Source organism: Polaribacter sp. IC066 (genome assembly GCF_007997085.1).
Taxonomy (GTDB): domain Bacteria; phylum Bacteroidota; class Bacteroidia; order Flavobacteriales; family Flavobacteriaceae; genus Polaribacter.
The window spans coordinates 12406-32338 of the sequence record NZ_VORR01000004.1; the positions used below are offsets into that span (position 1 = coordinate 12406).

At 32.6% G+C, this 19933-nt stretch carries 20 protein-coding genes; 7 read left to right on the forward strand and 13 right to left on the reverse strand.

Annotation, left to right across the window (positions count from 1 at the left end):
* Window positions 1-78: 78 nt before the first annotated feature.
* Window positions 79-825 (reverse strand): electron transfer flavoprotein subunit beta/FixA family protein, encoded by a 747-nt coding sequence (locus ES044_RS01905; RefSeq protein WP_147120019.1) that lies wholly within the window; start codon window positions 823-825, stop codon window positions 79-81.
* Window positions 826-1038: 213 nt separating this feature from the next.
* Here ES044_RS01905 and ES044_RS01910 point away from each other — a divergent pair, with 213 nt between their 5' ends.
* The 4 genes from ES044_RS01910 to ES044_RS01925 all read left to right on the forward strand — a co-directional run bounded on the left by ES044_RS01910 (window position 1039) and on the right by ES044_RS01925 (window position 6632).
* Window positions 1039-2019, forward strand: coding sequence for a pyruvate dehydrogenase complex E1 component subunit beta (locus tag ES044_RS01910; RefSeq protein WP_147120018.1), 981 nt, complete (start codon window positions 1039-1041; stop codon window positions 2017-2019).
* A gap of 169 nt (window positions 2020-2188) precedes the next feature.
* Entirely contained in the window at window positions 2189-2716 is a 528-nt protein-coding gene (locus ES044_RS01915; protein WP_147120017.1) for an inorganic diphosphatase, read from the forward strand.
* A 118-nt stretch (window positions 2717-2834) separates the two neighbouring features.
* Window positions 2835-5258 (forward strand): sodium-translocating pyrophosphatase, encoded by a 2424-nt coding sequence (locus ES044_RS01920; protein ID WP_147120016.1) that lies wholly within the window; start codon window positions 2835-2837, stop codon window positions 5256-5258.
* A 348-nt stretch (window positions 5259-5606) separates the two neighbouring features.
* Window positions 5607-6632: a helix-turn-helix transcriptional regulator gene (locus ES044_RS01925; RefSeq protein ID WP_147120015.1), complete on the forward strand. Its 1026-nt coding sequence runs from the start codon at window positions 5607-5609 to the stop codon at window positions 6630-6632.
* Between the two features lie 621 nt (window positions 6633-7253).
* On the opposite strand, the gene ES044_RS01930 is transcribed toward ES044_RS01925, so the two are convergent.
* From ES044_RS01930 to ES044_RS01970, 9 genes are all read right to left on the reverse strand, one after another.
* A complete protein-coding gene (locus tag ES044_RS01930) occupies window positions 7254-7457 on the reverse strand; it encodes a hypothetical protein (protein WP_147120014.1) in 204 nt (67 codons plus the stop codon).
* A 21-nt stretch (window positions 7458-7478) separates the two neighbouring features.
* Window positions 7479-7826, reverse strand: a complete 348-nt coding sequence (locus tag ES044_RS01935; RefSeq protein WP_147120013.1) for a hypothetical protein — start codon at window positions 7824-7826, stop codon at window positions 7479-7481.
* A 3-nt stretch (window positions 7827-7829) separates the two neighbouring features.
* Entirely contained in the window at window positions 7830-8162 is a 333-nt protein-coding gene (locus tag ES044_RS01940) for a YtxH domain-containing protein (RefSeq protein ID WP_147120012.1), read from the reverse strand.
* A 117-nt stretch (window positions 8163-8279) separates the two neighbouring features.
* Window positions 8280-9122, reverse strand: coding sequence for a biotin-dependent carboxyltransferase family protein (locus tag ES044_RS01945; RefSeq protein WP_147120011.1), 843 nt, complete (start codon window positions 9120-9122; stop codon window positions 8280-8282).
* Complete coding sequence (pxpB, locus tag ES044_RS01950) at window positions 9115-9846, reverse strand: 5-oxoprolinase subunit PxpB (RefSeq protein ID WP_147120010.1); 732 nt, start codon at window positions 9844-9846, stop codon at window positions 9115-9117. The genes ES044_RS01945 and pxpB overlap by 8 nt, the downstream gene beginning before the upstream one ends.
* Complete coding sequence (gene pxpA / locus ES044_RS01955; protein ID WP_147120009.1) at window positions 9839-10570, reverse strand: 5-oxoprolinase subunit PxpA; 732 nt, start codon at window positions 10568-10570, stop codon at window positions 9839-9841. The genes pxpB and pxpA overlap by 8 nt, the downstream gene beginning before the upstream one ends.
* Window positions 10571-11797 carry an Nramp family divalent metal transporter gene (locus ES044_RS01960; RefSeq protein WP_147120008.1) on the reverse strand — a complete coding sequence of 409 codons (1227 nt, stop codon included), beginning with the start codon at window positions 11795-11797 and terminating at the stop codon, window positions 10571-10573.
* 121 nt (window positions 11798-11918) lie between these two features.
* Window positions 11919-13529: a phosphoenolpyruvate carboxykinase (ATP) gene (gene pckA, locus ES044_RS01965; protein ID WP_147186860.1), complete on the reverse strand. Its 1611-nt coding sequence runs from the start codon at window positions 13527-13529 to the stop codon at window positions 11919-11921.
* A gap of 74 nt (window positions 13530-13603) precedes the next feature.
* Window positions 13604-13996 carry a DUF423 domain-containing protein gene (locus ES044_RS01970; RefSeq protein ID WP_147120006.1) on the reverse strand — a complete coding sequence of 131 codons (393 nt, stop codon included), beginning with the start codon at window positions 13994-13996 and terminating at the stop codon, window positions 13604-13606.
* A 77-nt stretch (window positions 13997-14073) separates the two neighbouring features.
* Here ES044_RS01970 and ES044_RS01975 point away from each other — a divergent pair, with 77 nt between their 5' ends.
* Window positions 14074-15444: a saccharopine dehydrogenase family protein gene (locus ES044_RS01975; protein ID WP_147186862.1), complete on the forward strand. Its 1371-nt coding sequence runs from the start codon at window positions 14074-14076 to the stop codon at window positions 15442-15444.
* Window positions 15445-15525: 81 nt separating this feature from the next.
* Here the strand turns inward: ES044_RS01975 and ES044_RS01980 are convergent, their stop codons facing one another.
* Window positions 15526-16245: a tRNA1(Val) (adenine(37)-N6)-methyltransferase gene (locus tag ES044_RS01980; RefSeq protein ID WP_147120004.1), complete on the reverse strand. Its 720-nt coding sequence runs from the start codon at window positions 16243-16245 to the stop codon at window positions 15526-15528.
* Between the two features lie 94 nt (window positions 16246-16339).
* On the opposite strand from ES044_RS01980, the gene ES044_RS01985 reads away from it, so the two are divergent.
* Entirely contained in the window at window positions 16340-16765 is a 426-nt protein-coding gene (locus tag ES044_RS01985) for a hypothetical protein (protein WP_147120003.1), read from the forward strand.
* A 111-nt stretch (window positions 16766-16876) separates the two neighbouring features.
* Window positions 16877-17284 (forward strand): hypothetical protein, encoded by a 408-nt coding sequence (locus ES044_RS01990; RefSeq protein WP_147120002.1) that lies wholly within the window; start codon window positions 16877-16879, stop codon window positions 17282-17284.
* Window positions 17285-17460: 176 nt separating this feature from the next.
* Here ES044_RS01990 and ES044_RS01995 read toward each other — a convergent pair whose 3' ends face one another.
* A complete protein-coding gene (locus ES044_RS01995; protein WP_147120001.1) occupies window positions 17461-18633 on the reverse strand; it encodes a proline dehydrogenase family protein in 1173 nt (390 codons plus the stop codon).
* On the reverse strand, window positions 18630-19916 hold the full coding sequence (locus tag ES044_RS02000; RefSeq protein WP_147120000.1) for a cytosine permease: 1287 nt from the start codon (window positions 19914-19916) through the stop codon (window positions 18630-18632). The genes ES044_RS01995 and ES044_RS02000 overlap by 4 nt, the downstream gene beginning before the upstream one ends.
* Window positions 19917-19933: the final 17 nt, after the last annotated feature.

Here is a 19933-nt window from a genome sequence, read left to right on the forward strand (position 1 = left end):
AGGATCTTATTATTATTTCTTTTTCTCTTTAAAAAAACACTGAACCAAGTTCTGCATGCTTTAATTTTTTATCAAAAATTAAATGACCTTCGCTTCGTTGTGCAACAAGTTAATTAACTCATCTATATTATCTGCGTCTACTAACTTTACGGCTCCTTTTGGCGCAGGCTTTTCAAATGATTGTGTTGATGTTGCGTTTTCTAAAGCAACAGGCTCAACAACCTTTAATGGTTTTTTACGCGCCATCATAATTCCACGCATATTAGGTATGCGTAAATCTTTTTCTTCTACAATTCCTTTTTGACCCGCAACTACTAAAGGTAAAGAAGTCGTTAAAACTTCATTTCCACCATCAATTTCTCTTGATAATGAAACAGCTGTTCCATCAACCTCCATAGCCACACAACCATTTACAAAGTTAAAATCTACCAAAGAAGCTAACATTCCAGGCACCATACCTCCGTTATAATCAATAGACTCTCTCCCTGCTAAAACTAAATCGTATCCTCCGCTTTTTACAACTTCTGCTAATTGCTTTGCTACTGATAAACCATCAACAGCTTCCATATTTATGCGAATTGCGTCATCTGCGCCAATTGCTAAAGCTTTTCGCAATGTTGGTTCAGAACTAGCCGTACCAACATTCACAACAGTTACACTAGCTCCTTGCTTTTCCTTAAACCACATTGCTCTGGTAAGGCTAAATTCGTCGTAAGGATTTATAACGAACTGTACGCCGTTTGTATCAAACTTTGTATCGTTCTCTGTAAAATTTATTTTTGAAGTGGTATCAGGCACATTACTAATACATACCAATATTTTCATAATTCTAGTTTTTTAATCTATTATTGAATACAAAATTACGTCTTTTTTTTAAAAAATACTATGCATGCATAGTATTTTTTATTTTATTTAACAATTTCGAAAACGATTGCGTACTAATTGTATCATAAAAGTGTTAGATTCTAAATTGGAACTAAAAAAATTGGCAAATATTTCCTTACTTTTGTGGTCAACAATTTTACAACGAAAATCTAGATGAAAACAGTTCAATTCAGAGAAGCAATTTGCGAAGCAATGAGTGAAGAAATGCGCAGGGATGAAAGCGTGTATTTAATGGGTGAAGAAGTTGCCGAATATAATGGTGCTTACAAAGCTAGTAAAGGAATGCTAGAAGAATTTGGCGCTAAAAGAGTGATTGACACTCCTATTGCCGAATTAGGTTTTGCTGGTATTGCAATTGGTTCTGCCATGAATGGTAACAGACCAATTGTAGAATATATGACGTTTAACTTTTCTTTGGTTGGTATTGATCAAATCATAAACAACGCAGCAAAAATAAGACAAATGTCTGGAGGTCAGTTTAACTGTCCTATTGTGTTTAGAGGCCCAACGGCTTCTGCAGGTCAATTAGGCGCAACCCACTCACAAGCTTTTGAAAACTGGTTTGCAAACACTCCTGGTTTAAAAGTAATTGTACCATCAAATCCTTATGATGCAAAAGGTCTTCTAAAGGCTGCTATTAGAGATGATGATCCCGTAATTTTTATGGAATCTGAACAGATGTATGGTGATAAAATGGAAATTCCTGAAGGGGAATATATCATACCAATTGGTGTTGCAGAAATTAAAAGAGAAGGTACAGATGTTACTGTGGTCTCTTTTGGTAAGATTATAAAAGAAGCGTACAAAGCGGCTGAAGAATTAGAAAAAGAAGGAATTTCTATTGAAATTATCGACTTAAGAACAGTACGCCCTATGGATCATGATGCCATTTTAAAATCTGTTAAAAAAACAAATAGATTAGTAGTTTTAGAAGAGGCTTGGCCTTTTGCAAGTGTTGCTTCAGAAATTACCTATAGAATACAAGATCAGGCATTTGATTATTTAGATGCGCCTATAAAGAGAATTACAACCGCAGATACACCTGCTCCATATTCTCCAGTATTATTAGAAAAATGGATTCCGAATTATAAAGATGTTGTAAAAGCTGTAAAAGAAGTTTTATACATCAAATAAAAATAACATACTTTTATTACAAAATCCTTTTTGATGAACTTCAAAAAGGATTTTATAATTAAAAAAAGTTTTATAGCCAGTTAGATAAAAGGTTTGCGAAAATTAGTATCTGGAACACTCATTAATTTATTATTTTCGCGCTACAATATTGATTTAAAAAAATAGACATATGATAACAAAAGACGAAACTACATTTGATGTTTTAATAGAAATACCCAAAGGCAGTAGAAATAAATACGAATACGATTTTGACCTGCATAAAATTCGTTTTGATAGAATGCTATTTTCTTCAATGATGTATCCTGCCGATTATGGCTTTGTTCCAGAAACGTTAGCACTAGACGATGATCCTTTAGATGTTTTAGTTTTAGGTCATGAACCAACGTTTCCTATGTGTGTTATGGAAGTAAAACCAATTGGCGTTTTTCATATGACCGATGAAAAAGGACCTGACGAAAAAATTATTTGTGTGCCTGTTTCAGATCCTATCTGGAATGGTCATAAAGATATTTTTGATTTAAATCCTCACAGGCTAAAAGAAATTGAGCACTTTTTTAAAGTTTACAAAGATTTAGAAAAGAAAAAAGTTGATGTTGGCGGCTGGGGAGATGCGACAGAAGCTTTAGATATTTATCAAAAATCAGTGAAGAGATATCACGAAAGTGACTATAAAAAGACGAATAAATTCAAGATTTAGCAAAATTCACACTCTTATACTATCAACCTCTTAAAATTAACTTTTTAAGGGGTTTTTTATTTCTATTTGATTTTATTACATTTACCACCGTTTTAAACTAATCAAATCAATAATATTTATGGAATCAATGATGATTTATATGCCAATAGTGATGGCAATTTTAGGCCTTATCTATATGGTAATTAAAAAGGGCTGGGTAATGAAACAAGATGCAGGTGACGGAAAAATGAAAGAAATTTCTGACCACATTTATGAAGGGGCTTTAGCTTTCTTAAAAGCTGAATATAGATTACTCGCATTTTTTGTAGTAGGAGCAAGTATTGTTTTAGCCTCAATTGCTTTTTATATGGATAGTACGTATTTAATAGTAGTTGCCTTTATTATAGGGGCTATCTTTTCTGCTTATGCAGGAAACATGGGAATGAAAATTGCTACAAAAACAAATGTTAGAACTACACAAGCTGCAAAAACAAGTTTACCAAATGCTTTAAAAGTTTCTTTTGGTGGTGGTACTGTTATGGGGCTTGGTGTTGCTGGTTTGGCAGTTTTAGGTTTAACCCTTTTCTTTATTATATTCTTTCATCTTTTTATGGGAAGTGAATGGACGAACACTACAGATATGACGATTGTTTTAGAAGCATTAGCCGGTTTCTCTTTAGGAGCAGAATCTATTGCATTATTTGCCAGAGTTGGTGGTGGTATTTATACCAAAGCCGCTGATGTTGGTGCTGATTTAGCGGGTAAAGTACAAGCAGATATTCCGGAAGATGACCCAAGAAACCCAGCAACAATTGCTGATAATGTAGGTGATAATGTGGGTGATGTTGCAGGTATGGGAGCCGATTTATTTGGTTCTTATGTAGCAACCGTTTTAGCTGCCATGGTTTTAGGAAACTATGTTATTAAAGATATGGGAGGATCAATTCAAGATGCTTTTGGCGGTATTGGCCCAATTTTACTACCAATGTCTATTGCAGGTGTAGGAATTATTATATCTTTAATCGGAACATTATTAGTGAAAATTTCATCGAACGACGCAAAAGAAGCAGACGTTCAAAAAGCATTAAATATCGGTAACTGGGCATCTATCGCAATGGTGGCTGCTGCATGTTATGGTTTAGTTATTTGGATGTTGCCAGAAACCATGCAAATGGATTTCTTTGGTGAAGGTCTTCAAGATATTTCATCAATCAGAGTATTTTATGCTTGTTTGGTTGGTTTGGTTGTGGGTGCAGGAATTTCAGCATTTACTGAATACTATACAGGATTAGGTTCGAAACCAATTTTAAAAATTGTACAACAATCTAGTACCGGAGCAGGAACCAACATTATTGCTGGTTTAGCAACAGGGATGATTTCTACATTTTCTTCTGTTTTATTATTTGCTGCTGCAATCTGGTCTTCTTATGCTTTAGCAGGATTTTACGGAGTTGCTTTAGCGGCTTCTGCAATGATGGCAACAACTGCAATGCAGTTAGCAATTGATGCTTTTGGACCTATTGCTGATAATGCCGGTGGTATTGCTGAAATGAGTGAACAAGACCCAATTGTTAGAGAAAGAACAGATATTTTAGATGCTGTTGGTAACACAACAGCTGCAACAGGTAAAGGTTTTGCGATTGCATCTGCAGCCTTAACTTCTTTAGCTTTATTTGCTGCGTATGTAACTTTTACGGGAATTGACGGAATTAATATTTTTAAAGCACCAGTTTTAGCCATGTTATTTGTGGGCGGTATGGTACCGGTTGTATTTTCTGCATTAGCAATGAATGCTGTTGGTAAAGCTGCCATGGAAATGGTGAATGAAGTCGTAAGACAGTTTAAAGAAATTCCGGGTATTATGGAAGGAACTGGCAAACCTGAATATGATAAATGTGTTGCTATTTCTACAAAAGCATCTTTAAAAGAAATGATGTTACCAGGACTTTTAACCATAGGTTTCCCGATACTCGTTGTATTAGTGGGTAAATTAGCGTATCAAGAAAATAATATGTTAGTTGCAGAAATGTTAGGTGGTTATATGGCCGGTGTTACTGTTTCTGGTGTACTTTGGGCAATTTTTCAAAACAACGCAGGTGGCGCTTGGGACAATGCTAAAAAATCTTTTGAAGCAGGTGTAGAAATTAACGGCGTTATGACCTACAAAGGTTCTGAAGCACATAAAGCTGCTGTAACTGGCGATACTGTTGGAGATCCTTTTAAAGATACTTCTGGTCCATCTATGAATATTTTAATTAAACTTACGTGTTTAATTGGTTTGGTTATTGCACCTATTTTGGGGGGGCATGCAGATGAGATTTCTTCTCATAATAACACTCAAAAAGAAGTAACCGTAACGATTCAAAAAACAACGGGTGCTTTAGCAATGGCAACAATTGTAACTTCAGAGAAATTAAACGGCTATGAAGTTAGCACAAATGTTGAAAAATTTAAAGGATCTATAAAAGAGATTGAAGCTAAAGCCGAAAAAGCTGGGAAAATTGTTTCTGTACATATTGAAAACGATAAAAACGTTAAAGAAATTCTAGAAACACAAGAATAACTACTTTTCAAAATATATTAAAAAAGCATCCAACATTTGGATGCTTTTTCTTTTTCACAAAATAATAATTCGCAATTTCTTTTTAGAAGTCTCTCTCTCTTCTTTTTTTTTAGAAACTTCTACAGAACTTCTAAATAATCTCTCACATACCGAAACACTCTCCTCCAAATCCTGTACTCTTAAAAATTCGTTGTATTCTTTTGGTACTTTCCTTTTTTAAAAGTCATAAATTCTTTTGAAATCTTGAAATAGTTTCAAGGCATCAAACAAAAAATTAGAAAATTAATTTATCTTTATACTTTTTTATACTCACATATATAATTTTTTTTGTTGAAATAGTGTTTTCTCATGATAGAATTTGAAATAATTGCTGATAGCCCAAACGACACTTTAGAACAAATTAAAGATGCTATAGGTGGCTCTATAGAAGAACATTGGGGCGAATGCACATTAGTTATTGATAATGAAAATGCCGCTGGAAAGATTAGATTTATCCCTTTTGATTGGGGTGTAAACTTATTAGATTTAGAGATTACCTTTCACAAAGAAACTATTATAAAAATTAAAGCACACGATGTATTTAACCCGATTCGGTTTATTTATCCTTCACTTGGCTCTTTAACACATCGATTTGGCGTTGATAATAAAGAAAAATTAGTAGAGCAATTTCAATCTTTAATTTTTACGAATAAAACTGGCGGTCATAATCATATTCACTTCTTTAAAGGTGAACCTTTAGAAATAAATATCATTCAAATAGTTAGAAAAAAGTTTCTAAAAAAAAGAACCACAAATGTATCTACCTTAAATGAAAAATTATATGAGGTTTTTGTAGATACAGATCACGATCATAGATTTGCTAATTACGGTACTCTAAATCTAAAAATGGCAGATCTAATTATAGGATTAAAAGCGATTAAAAGTAAAGGAATGTTGCGTATTCTAAAGATAGAAGCACGTGTGTACGAAATGTTATCATTACATATTCAACAACATAACCGGCTTTTAAAAGGTATTGCCCTGCCAACATCACTTGTAAAAAGTGAACTAAAAATTGTTCGTAAATTTGGTAATCAAATCTTAAAAAACCCAGCAAAAGACTATACACTGCATAAACTTTCTTTAAAGTCTGGCTTAACGCAGGCAAAACTACAAGATGGTTTTAAGTTTTTATACAAAAGAACGGTTACAGAATACATACGTCATGTTCGTTTAGAATCTGCAAGAGATCTATTAAAAACTACAGATTTAAATGTATCTCAAGTTGTATATAGTATCGGCTTTAGTAGTAGAAGTTATTTTTCAAAGATTTTTAGAGAAAAATATGGAATTACTCCAAATCAGTTTAAGAAAAAAACGTTGGTATATTCTTAAAATATACAACGCTAAAACAGTACAATTTTAAATACTAAAATAAGGTGTATTAATAATATATGCGCAAATATCTGCTGCATTAAAAGTACTATTTTATTCTGTAATTTAGAATAGAGTAACTACCACCAATTTCACTTTATAAAGTCGTAAACATCAAAATGTATTTCTGAACTCATCGAAAAACAATCGTATACTATTATAAAATATTCTACACGCTATAACTGCTAAACGTTAAGACCATTGTTATTAAAAAAAATGAGATCGAAAAGTATATTTATGAGACCCTATTTAAGAATCAAATTGATTCAATACTTTTAGTTTTACCCATTCACTATTTTTAAAACGGATTTTACGAATGAACAATTTCAAAGCAGCGCTATCGAGATATCAAAAAGGAATGTCCTTTTAACATTTCGACGTAGAGCATAGAGGTATTCAGTCCAAAATTTCGCTAGATACTAAAACAAGCCTACCTACTAGACAGCAGCTTCAACTTACAATTTTGAACTTATGACTTCACTATTTTTCAAAATTAAATTTTACAAATAAAAGCCCTAACATTCATGATGAATATCAGGGCTTAAAACCAACCATTATCAAGTTCATTTAGATATAATACGCTTATCTAAATAATTTTTTTATCAATAGTAAAATACCGTACTTGCTCACAAACTGAAAAGCACTCGTTAACATATTGATAGGTCGTAAGGTTTGTTCGAAATCGCTCTTAACACTTTTTAATTCTTCTAGAGCTATTTGTCTTTCTAATGATAATTTTTTTAAATCTCTATCTATCTCATCAAAACTGCGATATACTTTTGTCATTTCTATTGTTCTTTAGGCTGGTTATTTAAAGAATATTTCTGATATTTTAGCAATAATTTTCTTATCAAAAGATTTTCTAAAAAGATATAGTAAAAATGCAAAGATGAGCGTACCTGAACCTACTGCTAAATATCCTAGAGCCATATTTTGAAGATGTGTACCTAGTGCAATTGCACCAGAAAAAGCAATAAAAATAAATCCTAGAGATAGGACAGTGCCTATTATCAATAATTTAGCAAGCATGCTAATAGATAGGGTAGTTATTTGAAACGCTTTTAACTTTGAATACTCATAAGATTTAGAAACAAGCTCTTTACTTGCTTCTGTACCTTTATCTGCAGAATTACTTAAATTTTCAAATATGCTCATGTATTAAGCTTTTGTTTGTAAGTGCTTATTTTTCTCTTTTAATTCTTTTAATTTTCTTTCTAATGTTGTAATCACATCGTCTGCTTTATGACTTACATTAGCTACTACATTTTCTATTTGTGTATCTAAACTCTCTTTGCTACCAGATACGGATGTTGATACCTGCTCTCTAAATTCTGAAGCTTTTTCTACAAACTGATCTCTTGCAGACAAGGTTTCATCAGAAATTCTTTGTCTTGTAATCACTCCTTTTTCTGGGGCAAATAAAATCCCTAAAGTTGCTCCTATTACTGTACCTGCTAATAATCCTACTACTGTGTTACTACTATTACTCATCTGTTATGTTTTAATGGTTCTACTTAAATTCTTTGTACTTGGTTTGTACACTACAAAGATAGACGGATAGTCGTCTTCTCGTTAACTCTATAAAAATAATTCTTAACTCAAATAGAATTAGAGCCTAAAACGTATAAATTGATTTGTAGTTTTTTGTGCCAATTTGTAGATGGCATTTTCTGTTAGCTGCAGAATTCTTGGGTATCCGCCAGTAACTTGGCAATCTTTCATTAAAATAATTAATTTGCCAGAAGGGGTTAATTGCACAGTGCCGGGCAAAACTGCAGATGTTAAAATAGAGGGCAAACTATTTTTAATAATTTCTGTAAGTCGATACCCCATTCTATTATTGTCATTTGAAATTGTAAAAGATTCCTGTAACAGTCTTTTATGTTGATGCTTATTTAGCAGCTCAAATTCAGGGCCTTTAAAACAGTTTATTTCATTTGAATCGAAATGAGATTTTACAGTTTTCACCGAAGTATTTGAACTTTCTAAATCCGATTTAAAAGTAGTTATGGGTAACAAATCATTTTTTCTGATTATAAAATCATTCGTAATCTGTGGATAAAAACTCCTACTCCTCCATATTTTATCTGATTTAAATCCGTCTTTTACCGCTAAATAGGTTCTTACACCAAAGTTAATCTTACCAAAAGATAACACATCATTTTCTTGAACCTGAATTCTTGAATTTAAAATAATTGCTTCGTTATTTATTTTTGCTGAAAAATCTGCACCAGAAATGCAAATAATTGTTGCCGCTAAAAATTGTAATTTACATCCGCCAAAGGTAATTTCTAAAACAGCAGCATTATCTGAATTATTTAAAATACTATTGGCCATGGCAGATGAATACTGATCCATAGCACCAGAAACAGGAATCCCTTTAGCTGCAAAACCGACTCTACCCCTATCTTGAATAGTCGCGTAAAAACCCGAATTTAAAACTTTAATCATGTTGTAAAGTTTTAGAAATTATAAATGTATTTGCTGTTACTTCTTTTTCTAGTTGATAAAAAGCATCCACAGAAATAGGCTTAAATTGTATTTGATCTCCCGCTTTTGCAAAACATGGGTTTTCTTTTTGAACATCAAAAAAATTGAGCGGTGTTTTGCCAATAATATTCCAACCACCCGCAGAATTTGATGGATAAATTCCTGTTTGTTTTCCGCCAATCGCCACAGCTCCTTTATCGACCTGTAACCTCGGATTTTCTTTTCTGTCAAAAATTATTTTTTCATCTAATCCTCCTAAATAAAGGAAACCCGGTAAAAATCCTATAAAAAAAACAGTGTATATTTTTTCTGAATGCAGTTGTATTATTTCTTCAATTGACACCTTTAATACTTCCGATATTTCTTGTAAATCGATTCCGAATTTTACATCATAACAAACAGGAATTTCCCAGATATGAGCCTCCTGCTGTTCACTAATAACATTTGATTTATAAATCGATTGTAGTTTTTCTACCTCTTTTTTAAAATCGAGAACTTCTTCCTTGTAAATAATTGTTAACGAATTATAGGCGATCATAAAATCTGTGTAATCCTCTTTTTGTTGAGCACTGATATTTTCTTTGAACTGAATAATATCATTCAAAATCTCTTGATCAATAATAGCTTTCCATTCTATTAAAATGGCTTTAGTTCCGAATGGTTTGTATGTTATCTGCTTATTCAAATATAAATCCTTCTTTTTTTAAATTTTCTGATACGTATTTTACAATCTCAATAGCGTTTTCTGTATCGCCATGAAAACAAAAAGTATCTGCTTTTAGTACTTTTTTTGATGTTGAAACTGTTGTTACTTTTCCGGTTTTAATCATATTTAAAACGTGATAAAACACCTGTTTTTTATCCGTTATTAAAGCATTTTCATTTTTTCTTGACACCAATGTTAAATCGTCATGATAGTTTCTATCTGCAAAAGCTTCATATTTTATATTGATCTTATTTTTAAGCGCTACTAACTCAATAACCGAGTTATAAGGAACATATAAATAAACATCTTTCATATATTTTTTGATGATCTGAATAAATAAATTTGCTAATTTCTCATCTACAGCAATGGCATTATACAAAGCTCCGTGTGGTTTTATATGATGCAATTTTTCATCAAAAAAAAACAAACGTTTTAGAAATAAATCTAACTGATTTTGAATGCTATTGCTTAAATCATCATCTGAAATATCCATCAATTTTCGACCAAAGTTCTCTTTGTCTGGAAAAGATGGATGCGCACCAATTTTTAGTTGATGTTCTTTCGCTAGTTGAATCGTTTTGTCAATGGTTATTGCTGTTCCAAAATGACCTCCACAGGCTATGCTGCAAGAAGAAATATGTGGCATTAACAAATGCTCATTTTCTATACCTTCGCCAACATCACAATTTATATCGATTTTCATTTATACAAAGTTACATACTTTTAAAATACCTTTTGCGCCTAAAAAAATAGTGATTGCTAAAATAACAAACCCTAAAATATTTTGTGTTTTTGTATTTACAAAACTACCTAAAACTTTCTTTTTGTTCATAATCCATAATAAAACTCCTGCAACTATGGGCAATAACATGCCGTTTGCAACTTGTGCAAATTTTATAATTTCGATGGGTTTTATACCGATGGATGAAAAGAAAACACCTAAACATAGCACAAGCATCCAAATAACTCTAAACGATTTAGATTGCATATTCCCTTGCCAACCCAAACATCCTTTAGCAACATAAGCGGCAGCTAAAGGCGCGGTAATGGCAGATGTTATTCCAGCTGCAAACAAACCTAACGCTAAAAAATATTTAGCAAATTCGCCATACAAAGGCGCCAATCCTCTTGCCAAATCTGCCGCATTTGTAATGTCTTTAAACGGAATCGCAGCAGCAGAAATAATAATCGCCATAGAAACCAATCCGCCTAAAATTATCGAAATAATGGTATCTTTTTTAGCAAACGCCAAATCTTCTTTTGTTTTCCACCTTTCTTTTACCAAAGAAGCATGTAAAAATAAATTATACGGAACTACGGTTGTACCAATCAATCCGATTACTGTGAGCAAGCTTTTCTCTGGAAATTTAGGAATAAATAGTCCTTTAAAAATATCAAAAATAGCTGGTTTCGTTAAAATGGCAGTAACTACAAAAGAGAAACTCATCAATAAAACCAAAGAAATTAACGCCTTTTCTAAAAACTTATAATTCCCTATATATAATAAAATGAAAGCAATAACCCCAATAACAAGACTCATAAAATTAATGGAATATGCACCAATATTGAAGGTAAAGGTACCAAATACTGTTTCTAATCCTAAAATACCTCCACTAATATTACCCGCTTCGTAGGCCGCATTACCCACAACGATGGCTGCTAAAATTAAAATAGTAACAAACTGTTTTAAAAACGGAATTTTAATTTCTTCTCTAATAACCTCGGATAACCCTTTTTGAGAAATAATACCCAACCTTGCCGCCATTTCTTGTAAAACAATGGTGGCAATAATTGAGAGTAACATTGCCCACAACAAATTGAAGCCAAAGTTTACACCAGCAAGTGTGCAAAGTGTTACCGTACCCGGACCAATAAAAGCAGCGGCTATTAAAGTTCCTGGACCAATATTTTGAAGCCATTTTTTTATCATAAAAACCCTCTAACGTTAAAATACCAATAAGGTTTTTAAAACCTTATTGAATAAAGATACTTTTAAAAAAGAAAAACACCTCAAAATTGAGGTGTTTTCTAAAATATGATATCAAATTTAATTAATGAGCATAGCGTTGAGGACCTCCTCTGCGGATTTCTTCGGTTGCATTTTCTTCAAATTGCTTAAAGTTATTTCTAAAAGCATTCGATAACTTAAAAGCTGTATCGTAATACGCTTTATCATTATTCCAAGTAGATCTCGGACTCAATAACTCTGCTGGCACTCCAGGACACTTTCTAGGCTGTGCTACACCGAAAACAGAATGAATATGATAATTCTCGTAGGTATAATCACTTAAATCGCCATTTAACACAGCGGTAATCATAGCGCGTGTATATTTTAAAGGCATTCTTCTGCCAACTCCGTATTTACCGCCAGACCAACCTGTATTTACCAACCAAACATTTACACCCGATTCTTGCATTTTAGTGCTTAACATTTCTGCATATTTTGTAGGATGTAATGGCATAAATGGCGCACCAAAACATGCTGAAAAACTTGGTACAGGTTCTGTAACACCTGTTTCGGTTCCGGCCACTTTTGCTGTATACCCAGAGATAAAATGGTAAGCTGCCTGCGCTGGTGTTAATTTTGATATTGGAGGTAAAACTCCAAAAGCATCCGCAGTTAAAAAGAAAATATTTTTTGGATTTTTACCAATTGATGGTTGCTGAATATTATCGATATGATAAATAGGATAACTAACCCGTGTGTTTTGAGTGATGCTAGTATCTGCAAAATCGACAACCCCTTTATCATCCATGACAACATTTTCTAGAATTGCTCCTTTTTTAATTGCTGCAAAAATTTCTGGTTCTTGTTCTTGTGATAAATTAATGACTTTTGCATAACAACCACCTTCGAAGTTAAAAACGGTGTTTTCTGCCGTCCAACCATGTTCGTCATCACCAATTAAACTTCTATTTGGATCTGTAGATAATGTTGTCTTACCAGTACCCGATAATCCGAAGAAAATAGCCGTATCGCCATCTTTACCAACGTTTGCAGAACAATGCATTGGCAATGTATTTTTATAAACCGGCAAGATAAAATTTAAAGCAGAAAAAATTCCTTTTTTAATTTCACCAGTATACCCAGTGCCACCAATTAAGGCAATTTTTTTTGTAAAATTTAAAATAGCAAAATTGTGCTGACGCGTTCCGTCTGCTTCGGCATCTGCCATAAAACCTGGTGCATTAATTACCGTCCATTCAGGAGAAAAATCTTTTAATGCTTCTTCTGTTGGTCTTAAAAACATGTTATAGGCAAACATGTTACTCCAAGGATACTCGTTTACAATTCTAATATTTAATTTGTAATTCTCATCTGCACAAGCATAACAATCTCTAACAAAAATTTCTTTTTCAGATAAATAGTCAACTACTTTATCGTATAACTTGTCAAATTTATCTGCGTTAAAAGGGATGTTAATATTGCTCCACCACACTTTGTCTTCAGTAATACTGTCTTTTACTATAAAACGATCCATTGGAGAGCGTCCTGTAAATTCTCCAGTATTTACTGCAATTGCTCCTAAAGAAGATGCTACTCCTTGCTCTTTTTTCAACGTTTCTTCATGTAACTCACTAGAGGTTAACTGATAACGCACTGTTGCATTTTTGATTCCTAGACTATTTAACGAAATCGATTTCGTATTTGTATCTACCATATCAATATTTTTTTTGTTTTTATGAGTTGCAAAATTAAGCAATATTTTAAAACAGGATAATTTTTGAGCAATAATTATCCTATTTTTTCCTTTTTATTTATTTTTTTTAAGAAAATTGCCATCATTAAAACCCAACCTATTATAAAAAACAATCCTCCTAATGGCGTTATAAACCAAATAGATTTAGCGGTAACAAATGTTAACTGTATCAAATAAATAGATCCTGAAAAAAAGATAATTCCTGCAAAGAAAAGATAGCTTATTACTTTTTTCTGTTTGATAGAAAAGCCAGCATACGTATTTAAAAAAAGCAACACTACCACATGATACATTTGATAGCGCACTGCAGTTTCAAAACTTTGTAATTGATCAATCGTTAAAATTTCTTTTAAAGCATGGGCTCCAAAAGCGCCAAGCGTGATGGCAAGAACTCCAAAAAAACATGTAATAACTAAATTTTTAAACATTTTTGCTAGTTTTTGTTAAATTTTAAACAATTGCCGTACCTTCGTATGAACACAACACAAAAATACAGCTTTCTTTTATGAAAAACATATTGATCATTGGTGCAGGAAAATCGAGTTCTTCTTTAATTAAATATTTATTAGATAAATCTGATGAAGAAAATTTACAGATACTAATTGCTGACATCTCCACAAATAACGCAGAAAAACTAATCAATAACCATCCAAATGGCAGAGCGATTATTCTCGATGTTTTTGATAAAAATCAGCGTGAAAACTTAATAGAAAATTCTGATATCGTAATTTCTATGTTGCCGGCTCGTTTTCATACCGAAGTAGCCAAAGATTGTATCACTTTTGGCAAACATATGGTTACAGCCTCTTACATATCCGAAGAAATGAAAGCGCTAGACCAAGCCGCTAAAGAAAAAGGTTTGGTGTTGATGAATGAAATTGGTTTAGACCCCGGTTTAGATCATATGAGTGCGATGAAAATATTGGATAGGGTTAAAGAAAAGGGCGCGAAAATGCTGCTTTTTGAATCTTTTTGTGGTGGTTTAGTGGCCCCAGAGAGCGATACTAATTTATGGAATTATAAGTTTACCTGGAATCCTAGAAATGTTGTTTTAGCGGGTCAAGGTGGTGCTGCCATGTTTATTCAAGAAAATACGTACAAATACATACCGTATCAAAAATTATTTAGAAGAACAGAATTTTTAAATATTAGTGGTGCTGGTAAATTTGAAGCGTATGCCAATAGAGATTCTCTAAAATATAGAAGTATTTATAGTTTAGAAAACATTCCTACCATGTACCGAGGTACCATTAGAAAAGTAGGTTTTTCTAGAGCTTGGAACATTTTTGTGCAATTAGGCATGACAGACGATTCGTATACGATTGAAGATTCTGAAAACATGAGTTACCGTGGTTTTGTGAATTTATTTTTAGCCTATTCTCCGTCAGATTCTGTGGAATTAAAATTACGTTCTTATCTAAAAATAGATCAAGATGATATTATGTGGGATAAATTATTGGAATTAGATATTTTTAATCCGAATAAAAAAATTGGATTAAAAAATGCAACTCCGGCTCAAATGCTTCAAAAAATATTGGAAGACCATTGGACTTTACAGGAAGATGATAAAGATATGATTGTAATGCAACACCTTTTTGGCTATGAAATTGATGGAGAAAAGAAACAAATAGAAAGTAGTTTGACTGTTATCGGAGAAAATCAAACCTATACGGCTATGGCAAAAACGGTTGGTTTACCGGTTGGAATTGCTACTTTAAAAATTTTAAAAGGTGAAATAAAAACGCCTGGGGTACAAATACCAATTTCAAAAGAAGTGTACGAACCTATTTTAAAAGAATTAGAAAACTACGGAATTACATTTGATGAAAAAGAAGTTCCTTATTTAGGGTACAATCCTAATAATGTAATGGGATAAAGCTTTTGTTGTTGCGAGGGACGAAGCAATCTGTAAGATTAAAATTACAGTTTGCTACGCCCCAACAATGACTGTTTAAAATTACATTTTCAAATAAAAATCTTTCGTTAAGTTGATATAGTCTTCTGTGTATTGATGACGCGCTATTTCAATAATTAAGTGTTCTTTTTTTATTTCTGATGTATCAAAAGAAAACTGCAGTAAACTCCTTTTTATTTCTGATGACGGATTGCCTTGAACATGACAAACCCTATTTAAAAATAAATTATTATTTTTTGCCAAACTGATAAAATTTTCTTCTTCTTTAAACGGAATGATTACTGAAAACGTTCCGTTTTCTGATAAAATTTTTGAAACTCCAAGCAATAAGTTTTCAAATGAAAGCGAACTCGTAAAGCGTGCTTTATTTCTTGCTGTATCATCCGTTTCAAAATCATCTGTATAAAAAGGCGGATTGGAAAGAATCAAATCATAGGTTTCTTCTTCTTCAGCAATTTCATCTGCAAACTCCTGAAAAGTTGCATTGTAACAATACAAGCGATCTCCCCAATCCGATTTTTCAAAATTTTCTACGGTTTGTTCGTATGCATCTTCATCAACTTCTACAGCATCAATAGTCATGGCATCTGAGCGCTGCGCTATCATTAAAGAAACAACCCCTGCTCCTGCTCCAATATCTAAAATAGTATCTGGATAATTAGCTACAGAACACCAAGCGCCTAACAAAACGCCATCAGTTCCAATTTTCATGGCAGTTTTATCTTGATGTACTGTGAATTCTTTAAATTTGAATGGTTTCATAAAAATTGTGTTTCAATTAATTTTTTTTCAAAAAAAATAAACCCATCTTTTTTAAGTAACTTTGTTTTGAATTTTCTAAAACAAATGTAAGCTTATGAAAAAAATAATACCAGTATTACTTCTATTTCTTTCTTTTTCTTGCGCTAACAGCGACGGTATTGCAGTAGAGCCCATAATAATTGATCTTGTGCCTAAAGACATCGATATTATTATTACAACAGGCGAGCCAATATTCGACGAAATTGTACTTTCTTACAAAGATTTTGATACAGAAGAAGAATGGAATTATGGACCAAGACAATTTGACTATGATAGCAATGGAAACGCAATACCCATTGTAATCTCATTTAAAGACTATCAGTATTCTTCTATAATTGGCAATGCTTATAGAAATAATGATATTCCTTCTAGCTTAAAAGCGCAAATTTTCATTAATGACTCGCTCGTTTTAGAGGATGAAAGTATCGGTTCCCCTGGTATTTATGCTACTATAAATTTCGATTATGAAATATCAAATTAGTCTTCAATTGTCTATTAAAACCAATAATCGTGGTTTAACTTACAAAGACGGTATACAAAGATAAACACTAGTACACCTCCAACTTTAATTTCGCAACATAATTTTATTGTTTTGAAAAAAATAACTTTCTTTTTTAGTCTATTATGTATCTATGCTTGCTCAAATGATGTGCAAGAAAATAATAAATTAACTAATAATCTTGTTGAATTAGAGTTTATTACTACCGAACCTAATTTTGATGAAATTATGGTTAGTTATTCTAAAGATAAATTGAAAACCACTTTTTTAAATTCGTATACATTCTCATACGATTTAGATGGAAATCCGTTACCTCTTAAAATTACTTTAGAAAATTACGACTCTACATTTATCAGCGGTGAAGCTTTTAGAGAAAATCACAGCCCTGCAGAATTATCTGTAAAACTATACGTAAATGGTCAATTAATCATAGAAGATTCTAGCAAAGGCACCGCTGAAACAATTGCAACGGTGTACTTTAACCATACCATCTCTAATTAATATTTTACAAGTAATAATCTTACAAACAACTATATACTTTTTTACAAATTATAGTAAAAGAGAACAAATTCTTTTTACTTGATAAAATTGTACTATTTATTTGAGATTATTCATCAGTAGTAATTTACTTTAACCCTTTAGTTTGAATACAAGTATAAGGATCTGATTTAAATGAATTAGCTTTTAAGTTTTCTTCTTTCCTTCTCTTTCTTCAAAATATACAGTTCCCTCGTTGTTTGTCCGGCTACCGATGAGTTTTCTTCTGCTCTTCTAATGAGGTAAGGCATCACATCTTTTACAGGACCATAAGGCAGATATTTGGCAACATTATAATTGTCATTAGATAAATTAAAACTAATATGATCGCTCATGCCAAATAATTGCCCAAACCAAATTCTATGATCGTTTGTAGCAATATTATTTTTTTCAAGTAAACTCATTAGTAGATAAGAACTTTCTTCGTTATGTGTGCCAGCAAATATTTCTATATCATTTACATTTTCTACCATATATTTTAGTGTATCGTTGTATAAATTATCGGTAGCTATTTTGTTTATACAAATTGGATCTTTGTAACCGTTTTCTTGTGCACGTTTTCGTTCCTTTTCCATATACGCACCTCTCACTAGTTTCATTCCTATTTTAAACCCACACTGTTTTGCTCTTTCATGAAGCTCCTTTAAGTATATTAATCGGTCCCATCTATAAACTTGTAGCGTATTAAAAACGATAGCTCTTTGTTTATTGTATTTTTCCATCATTTTTTCAATAAGATTGTCTGCTGCATCTTGCATCCAACTCTCTTCCGCATCTATTAAAACAGGTATATTATATGCACTTGCTCTTGCACAAATGGTGTCAAATCTTTTTACAATGGTTTCCCATTCTTGTTTTTCTAACGTTGTTAATAAAATATTTTCGGTTTGTTTTTGGAAAATTTTAAACCTGCCTAAACCTGTTGGTTTAAAAACTACAAAGGGCACACAGCTATTGCTTTTAGCGTATTCAAGCGTGTTTAATATTTTGTTTTGAACAGCACCAAATTGTACCTCCTCTTCTTTACCCTCTGCCGAATAATCTAAAACGGCATACACTTTTTTGCTAAACAATTTATTCACCGTGTTGGTACAATCTTCTTCGCTGATACCTCCACAAAAATGATTAAAAACAGTAATTCTTATTAATTTTTCTACGGGAAGATTTGCCTTTAAGACAAATTTTGCAACGGTTGAACCAATTTTAACGAGTCTATCTCTAGTGATCATCTTAAATAGAAGCTGAGCTCTATCAATTTCATAGTTCGATTTTAAAGCGAGTGCAATTTCTGTATTATCAAATATTTGCTTCATTTTTTTTCACTTTTTAGCCAATTATTTAAAAGAACATAAACAGTTCCTGAAATTATTAATGATTGGACCGCAGGAATCCCGAAGGGATACTGATATTGAGTTAAATACCCCACTAAAAGACCAACGAGTACACTTATTGTTGCCAACCAATTCCATGATTGTTCCGTTGTAACATCAGTTTTGTTCACAAAAAAGTAGTGACTCATAATTACTCCTGCAATTACCGGAATCACAAGCGCTAGTGCGTACAGAAAATTAATAAATTGGTCCATGATGCCTATCAGTGCCAATATAATTCCCAACACAGCAAATAGCAAGGTCATTATTTTTCTACTTTTATCATCTTTTAGGTTAAACATATTACAAAGTACCAGACCTCCTGTGTAATTGCTCACCAATTGACTTGTCCAAGTTGCCACCCATAAAACCACGAATCCCCAAGCTGGAAAACCTAATTCTTGCATTACTTGTACAATATCGGCATTCCCTGATCCCATAGACATAATACCACCCACTAAAAACAGCGGAAAACCAACGATTATGATGCCTAACGGAATCAAAATATTATCTTTCCATTTTGGCTTTGCAAATCGAGTGTAATCTGGAGCGATGAGCCATTGGGCAACGTTAATACCAATAACTAGGTTGATAGCTTCTGTAAAAGACATGCCTCCTTTTGGATTCCATGTCGCTATTTTTTCCCATCCTAAATTGTTAATAGATAAATAAAGCGCTACAGTAACCAATAGTAAGCCGGCAGGAATCGCTATATAATCTACCCATTTTATAGAGCCGTAACCCAATATGGAAGGAATCGCAAAAAGGAAACCAATGAGCGCAGTACTTAAAATACATAAAAACAAATCTTCCTGTTTGTTGATTCCTAATAAAGCAATAAAAGCATCTGCTGCAACAGAGGTCTGAATAGCCCACCAACCTAAAGTTAACATCAAAATTACAAGACCTACAAAGATCCTGGCCTGTTCTTTTCCAAAACTCAAAGCAGCCAAAGCTGATGAAGTTAAGCCCGTTTTTGCTCCGATATACCCTTGTATTGCATTCCCAATCCATTGAAAAAACACAAGACCTATTATTAAAATTCCAATGATTTCTAGTAAACTAAAGTTTGCAATTAAAATGCCTCCTATTAAAAGCACGGGAATACAAAACTCGAGGCCGCCAAAAATAATAGCAGGAACATACCAAGGTTGACGTTCGCTTAGTGGTACCGCTGCAAAAGCTGAATCTTTATTTTTTTGTGAATTTTTAGAAATGTTTTCCATTTTTTTTTATAGTTTAA

What these genes read in the sequence shown, in the direction of transcription:
- ES044_RS01905 (WP_147120019.1), bottom strand. Translation starts at nt 825, where the DNA reads ATGAAAATATTGGTATGTATTAGTAATGTGCCTGATACCACTTCAAAA.
- ES044_RS01910 (WP_147120018.1), top strand. Translation starts at nt 1,039, where the DNA reads ATGAAAACAGTTCAATTCAGAGAAGCAATTTGCGAAGCAATGAGTGAA.
- ES044_RS01915 (WP_147120017.1), top strand. Translation starts at nt 2,189, where the DNA reads ATGATAACAAAAGACGAAACTACATTTGATGTTTTAATAGAAATACCC.
- ES044_RS01920 (WP_147120016.1), top strand. Translation starts at nt 2,835, where the DNA reads ATGGAATCAATGATGATTTATATGCCAATAGTGATGGCAATTTTAGGC.
- ES044_RS01925 (WP_147120015.1), top strand. Translation starts at nt 5,607, where the DNA reads ATGATAGAATTTGAAATAATTGCTGATAGCCCAAACGACACTTTAGAA.
- ES044_RS01930 (WP_147120014.1), bottom strand. Translation starts at nt 7,457, where the DNA reads ATGACAAAAGTATATCGCAGTTTTGATGAGATAGATAGAGATTTAAAA.
- ES044_RS01935 (WP_147120013.1), bottom strand. Translation starts at nt 7,826, where the DNA reads ATGAGCATATTTGAAAATTTAAGTAATTCTGCAGATAAAGGTACAGAA.
- ES044_RS01940 (WP_147120012.1), bottom strand. Translation starts at nt 8,162, where the DNA reads ATGAGTAATAGTAGTAACACAGTAGTAGGATTATTAGCAGGTACAGTA.
- ES044_RS01945 (WP_147120011.1), bottom strand. Translation starts at nt 9,122, where the DNA reads ATGATTAAAGTTTTAAATTCGGGTTTTTACGCGACTATTCAAGATAGG.
- pxpA (WP_147120009.1), bottom strand. Translation starts at nt 10,570, where the DNA reads ATGAAAATCGATATAAATTGTGATGTTGGCGAAGGTATAGAAAATGAG.
- ES044_RS01960 (WP_147120008.1), bottom strand. Translation starts at nt 11,797, where the DNA reads ATGATAAAAAAATGGCTTCAAAATATTGGTCCAGGAACTTTAATAGCC.
- pckA (WP_147186860.1), bottom strand. Translation starts at nt 13,529, where the DNA reads ATGGTAGATACAAATACGAAATCGATTTCGTTAAATAGTCTAGGAATC.
- ES044_RS01970 (WP_147120006.1), bottom strand. Translation starts at nt 13,996, where the DNA reads ATGTTTAAAAATTTAGTTATTACATGTTTTTTTGGAGTTCTTGCCATC.
- ES044_RS01975 (WP_147186862.1), top strand. Translation starts at nt 14,074, where the DNA reads ATGAAAAACATATTGATCATTGGTGCAGGAAAATCGAGTTCTTCTTTA.
- ES044_RS01980 (WP_147120004.1), bottom strand. Translation starts at nt 16,245, where the DNA reads ATGAAACCATTCAAATTTAAAGAATTCACAGTACATCAAGATAAAACT.
- ES044_RS01985 (WP_147120003.1), top strand. Translation starts at nt 16,340, where the DNA reads ATGAAAAAAATAATACCAGTATTACTTCTATTTCTTTCTTTTTCTTGC.
- ES044_RS01995 (WP_147120001.1), bottom strand. Translation starts at nt 18,633, where the DNA reads ATGAAGCAAATATTTGATAATACAGAAATTGCACTCGCTTTAAAATCG.
- ES044_RS02000 (WP_147120000.1), bottom strand. Translation starts at nt 19,916, where the DNA reads ATGGAAAACATTTCTAAAAATTCACAAAAAAATAAAGATTCAGCTTTT.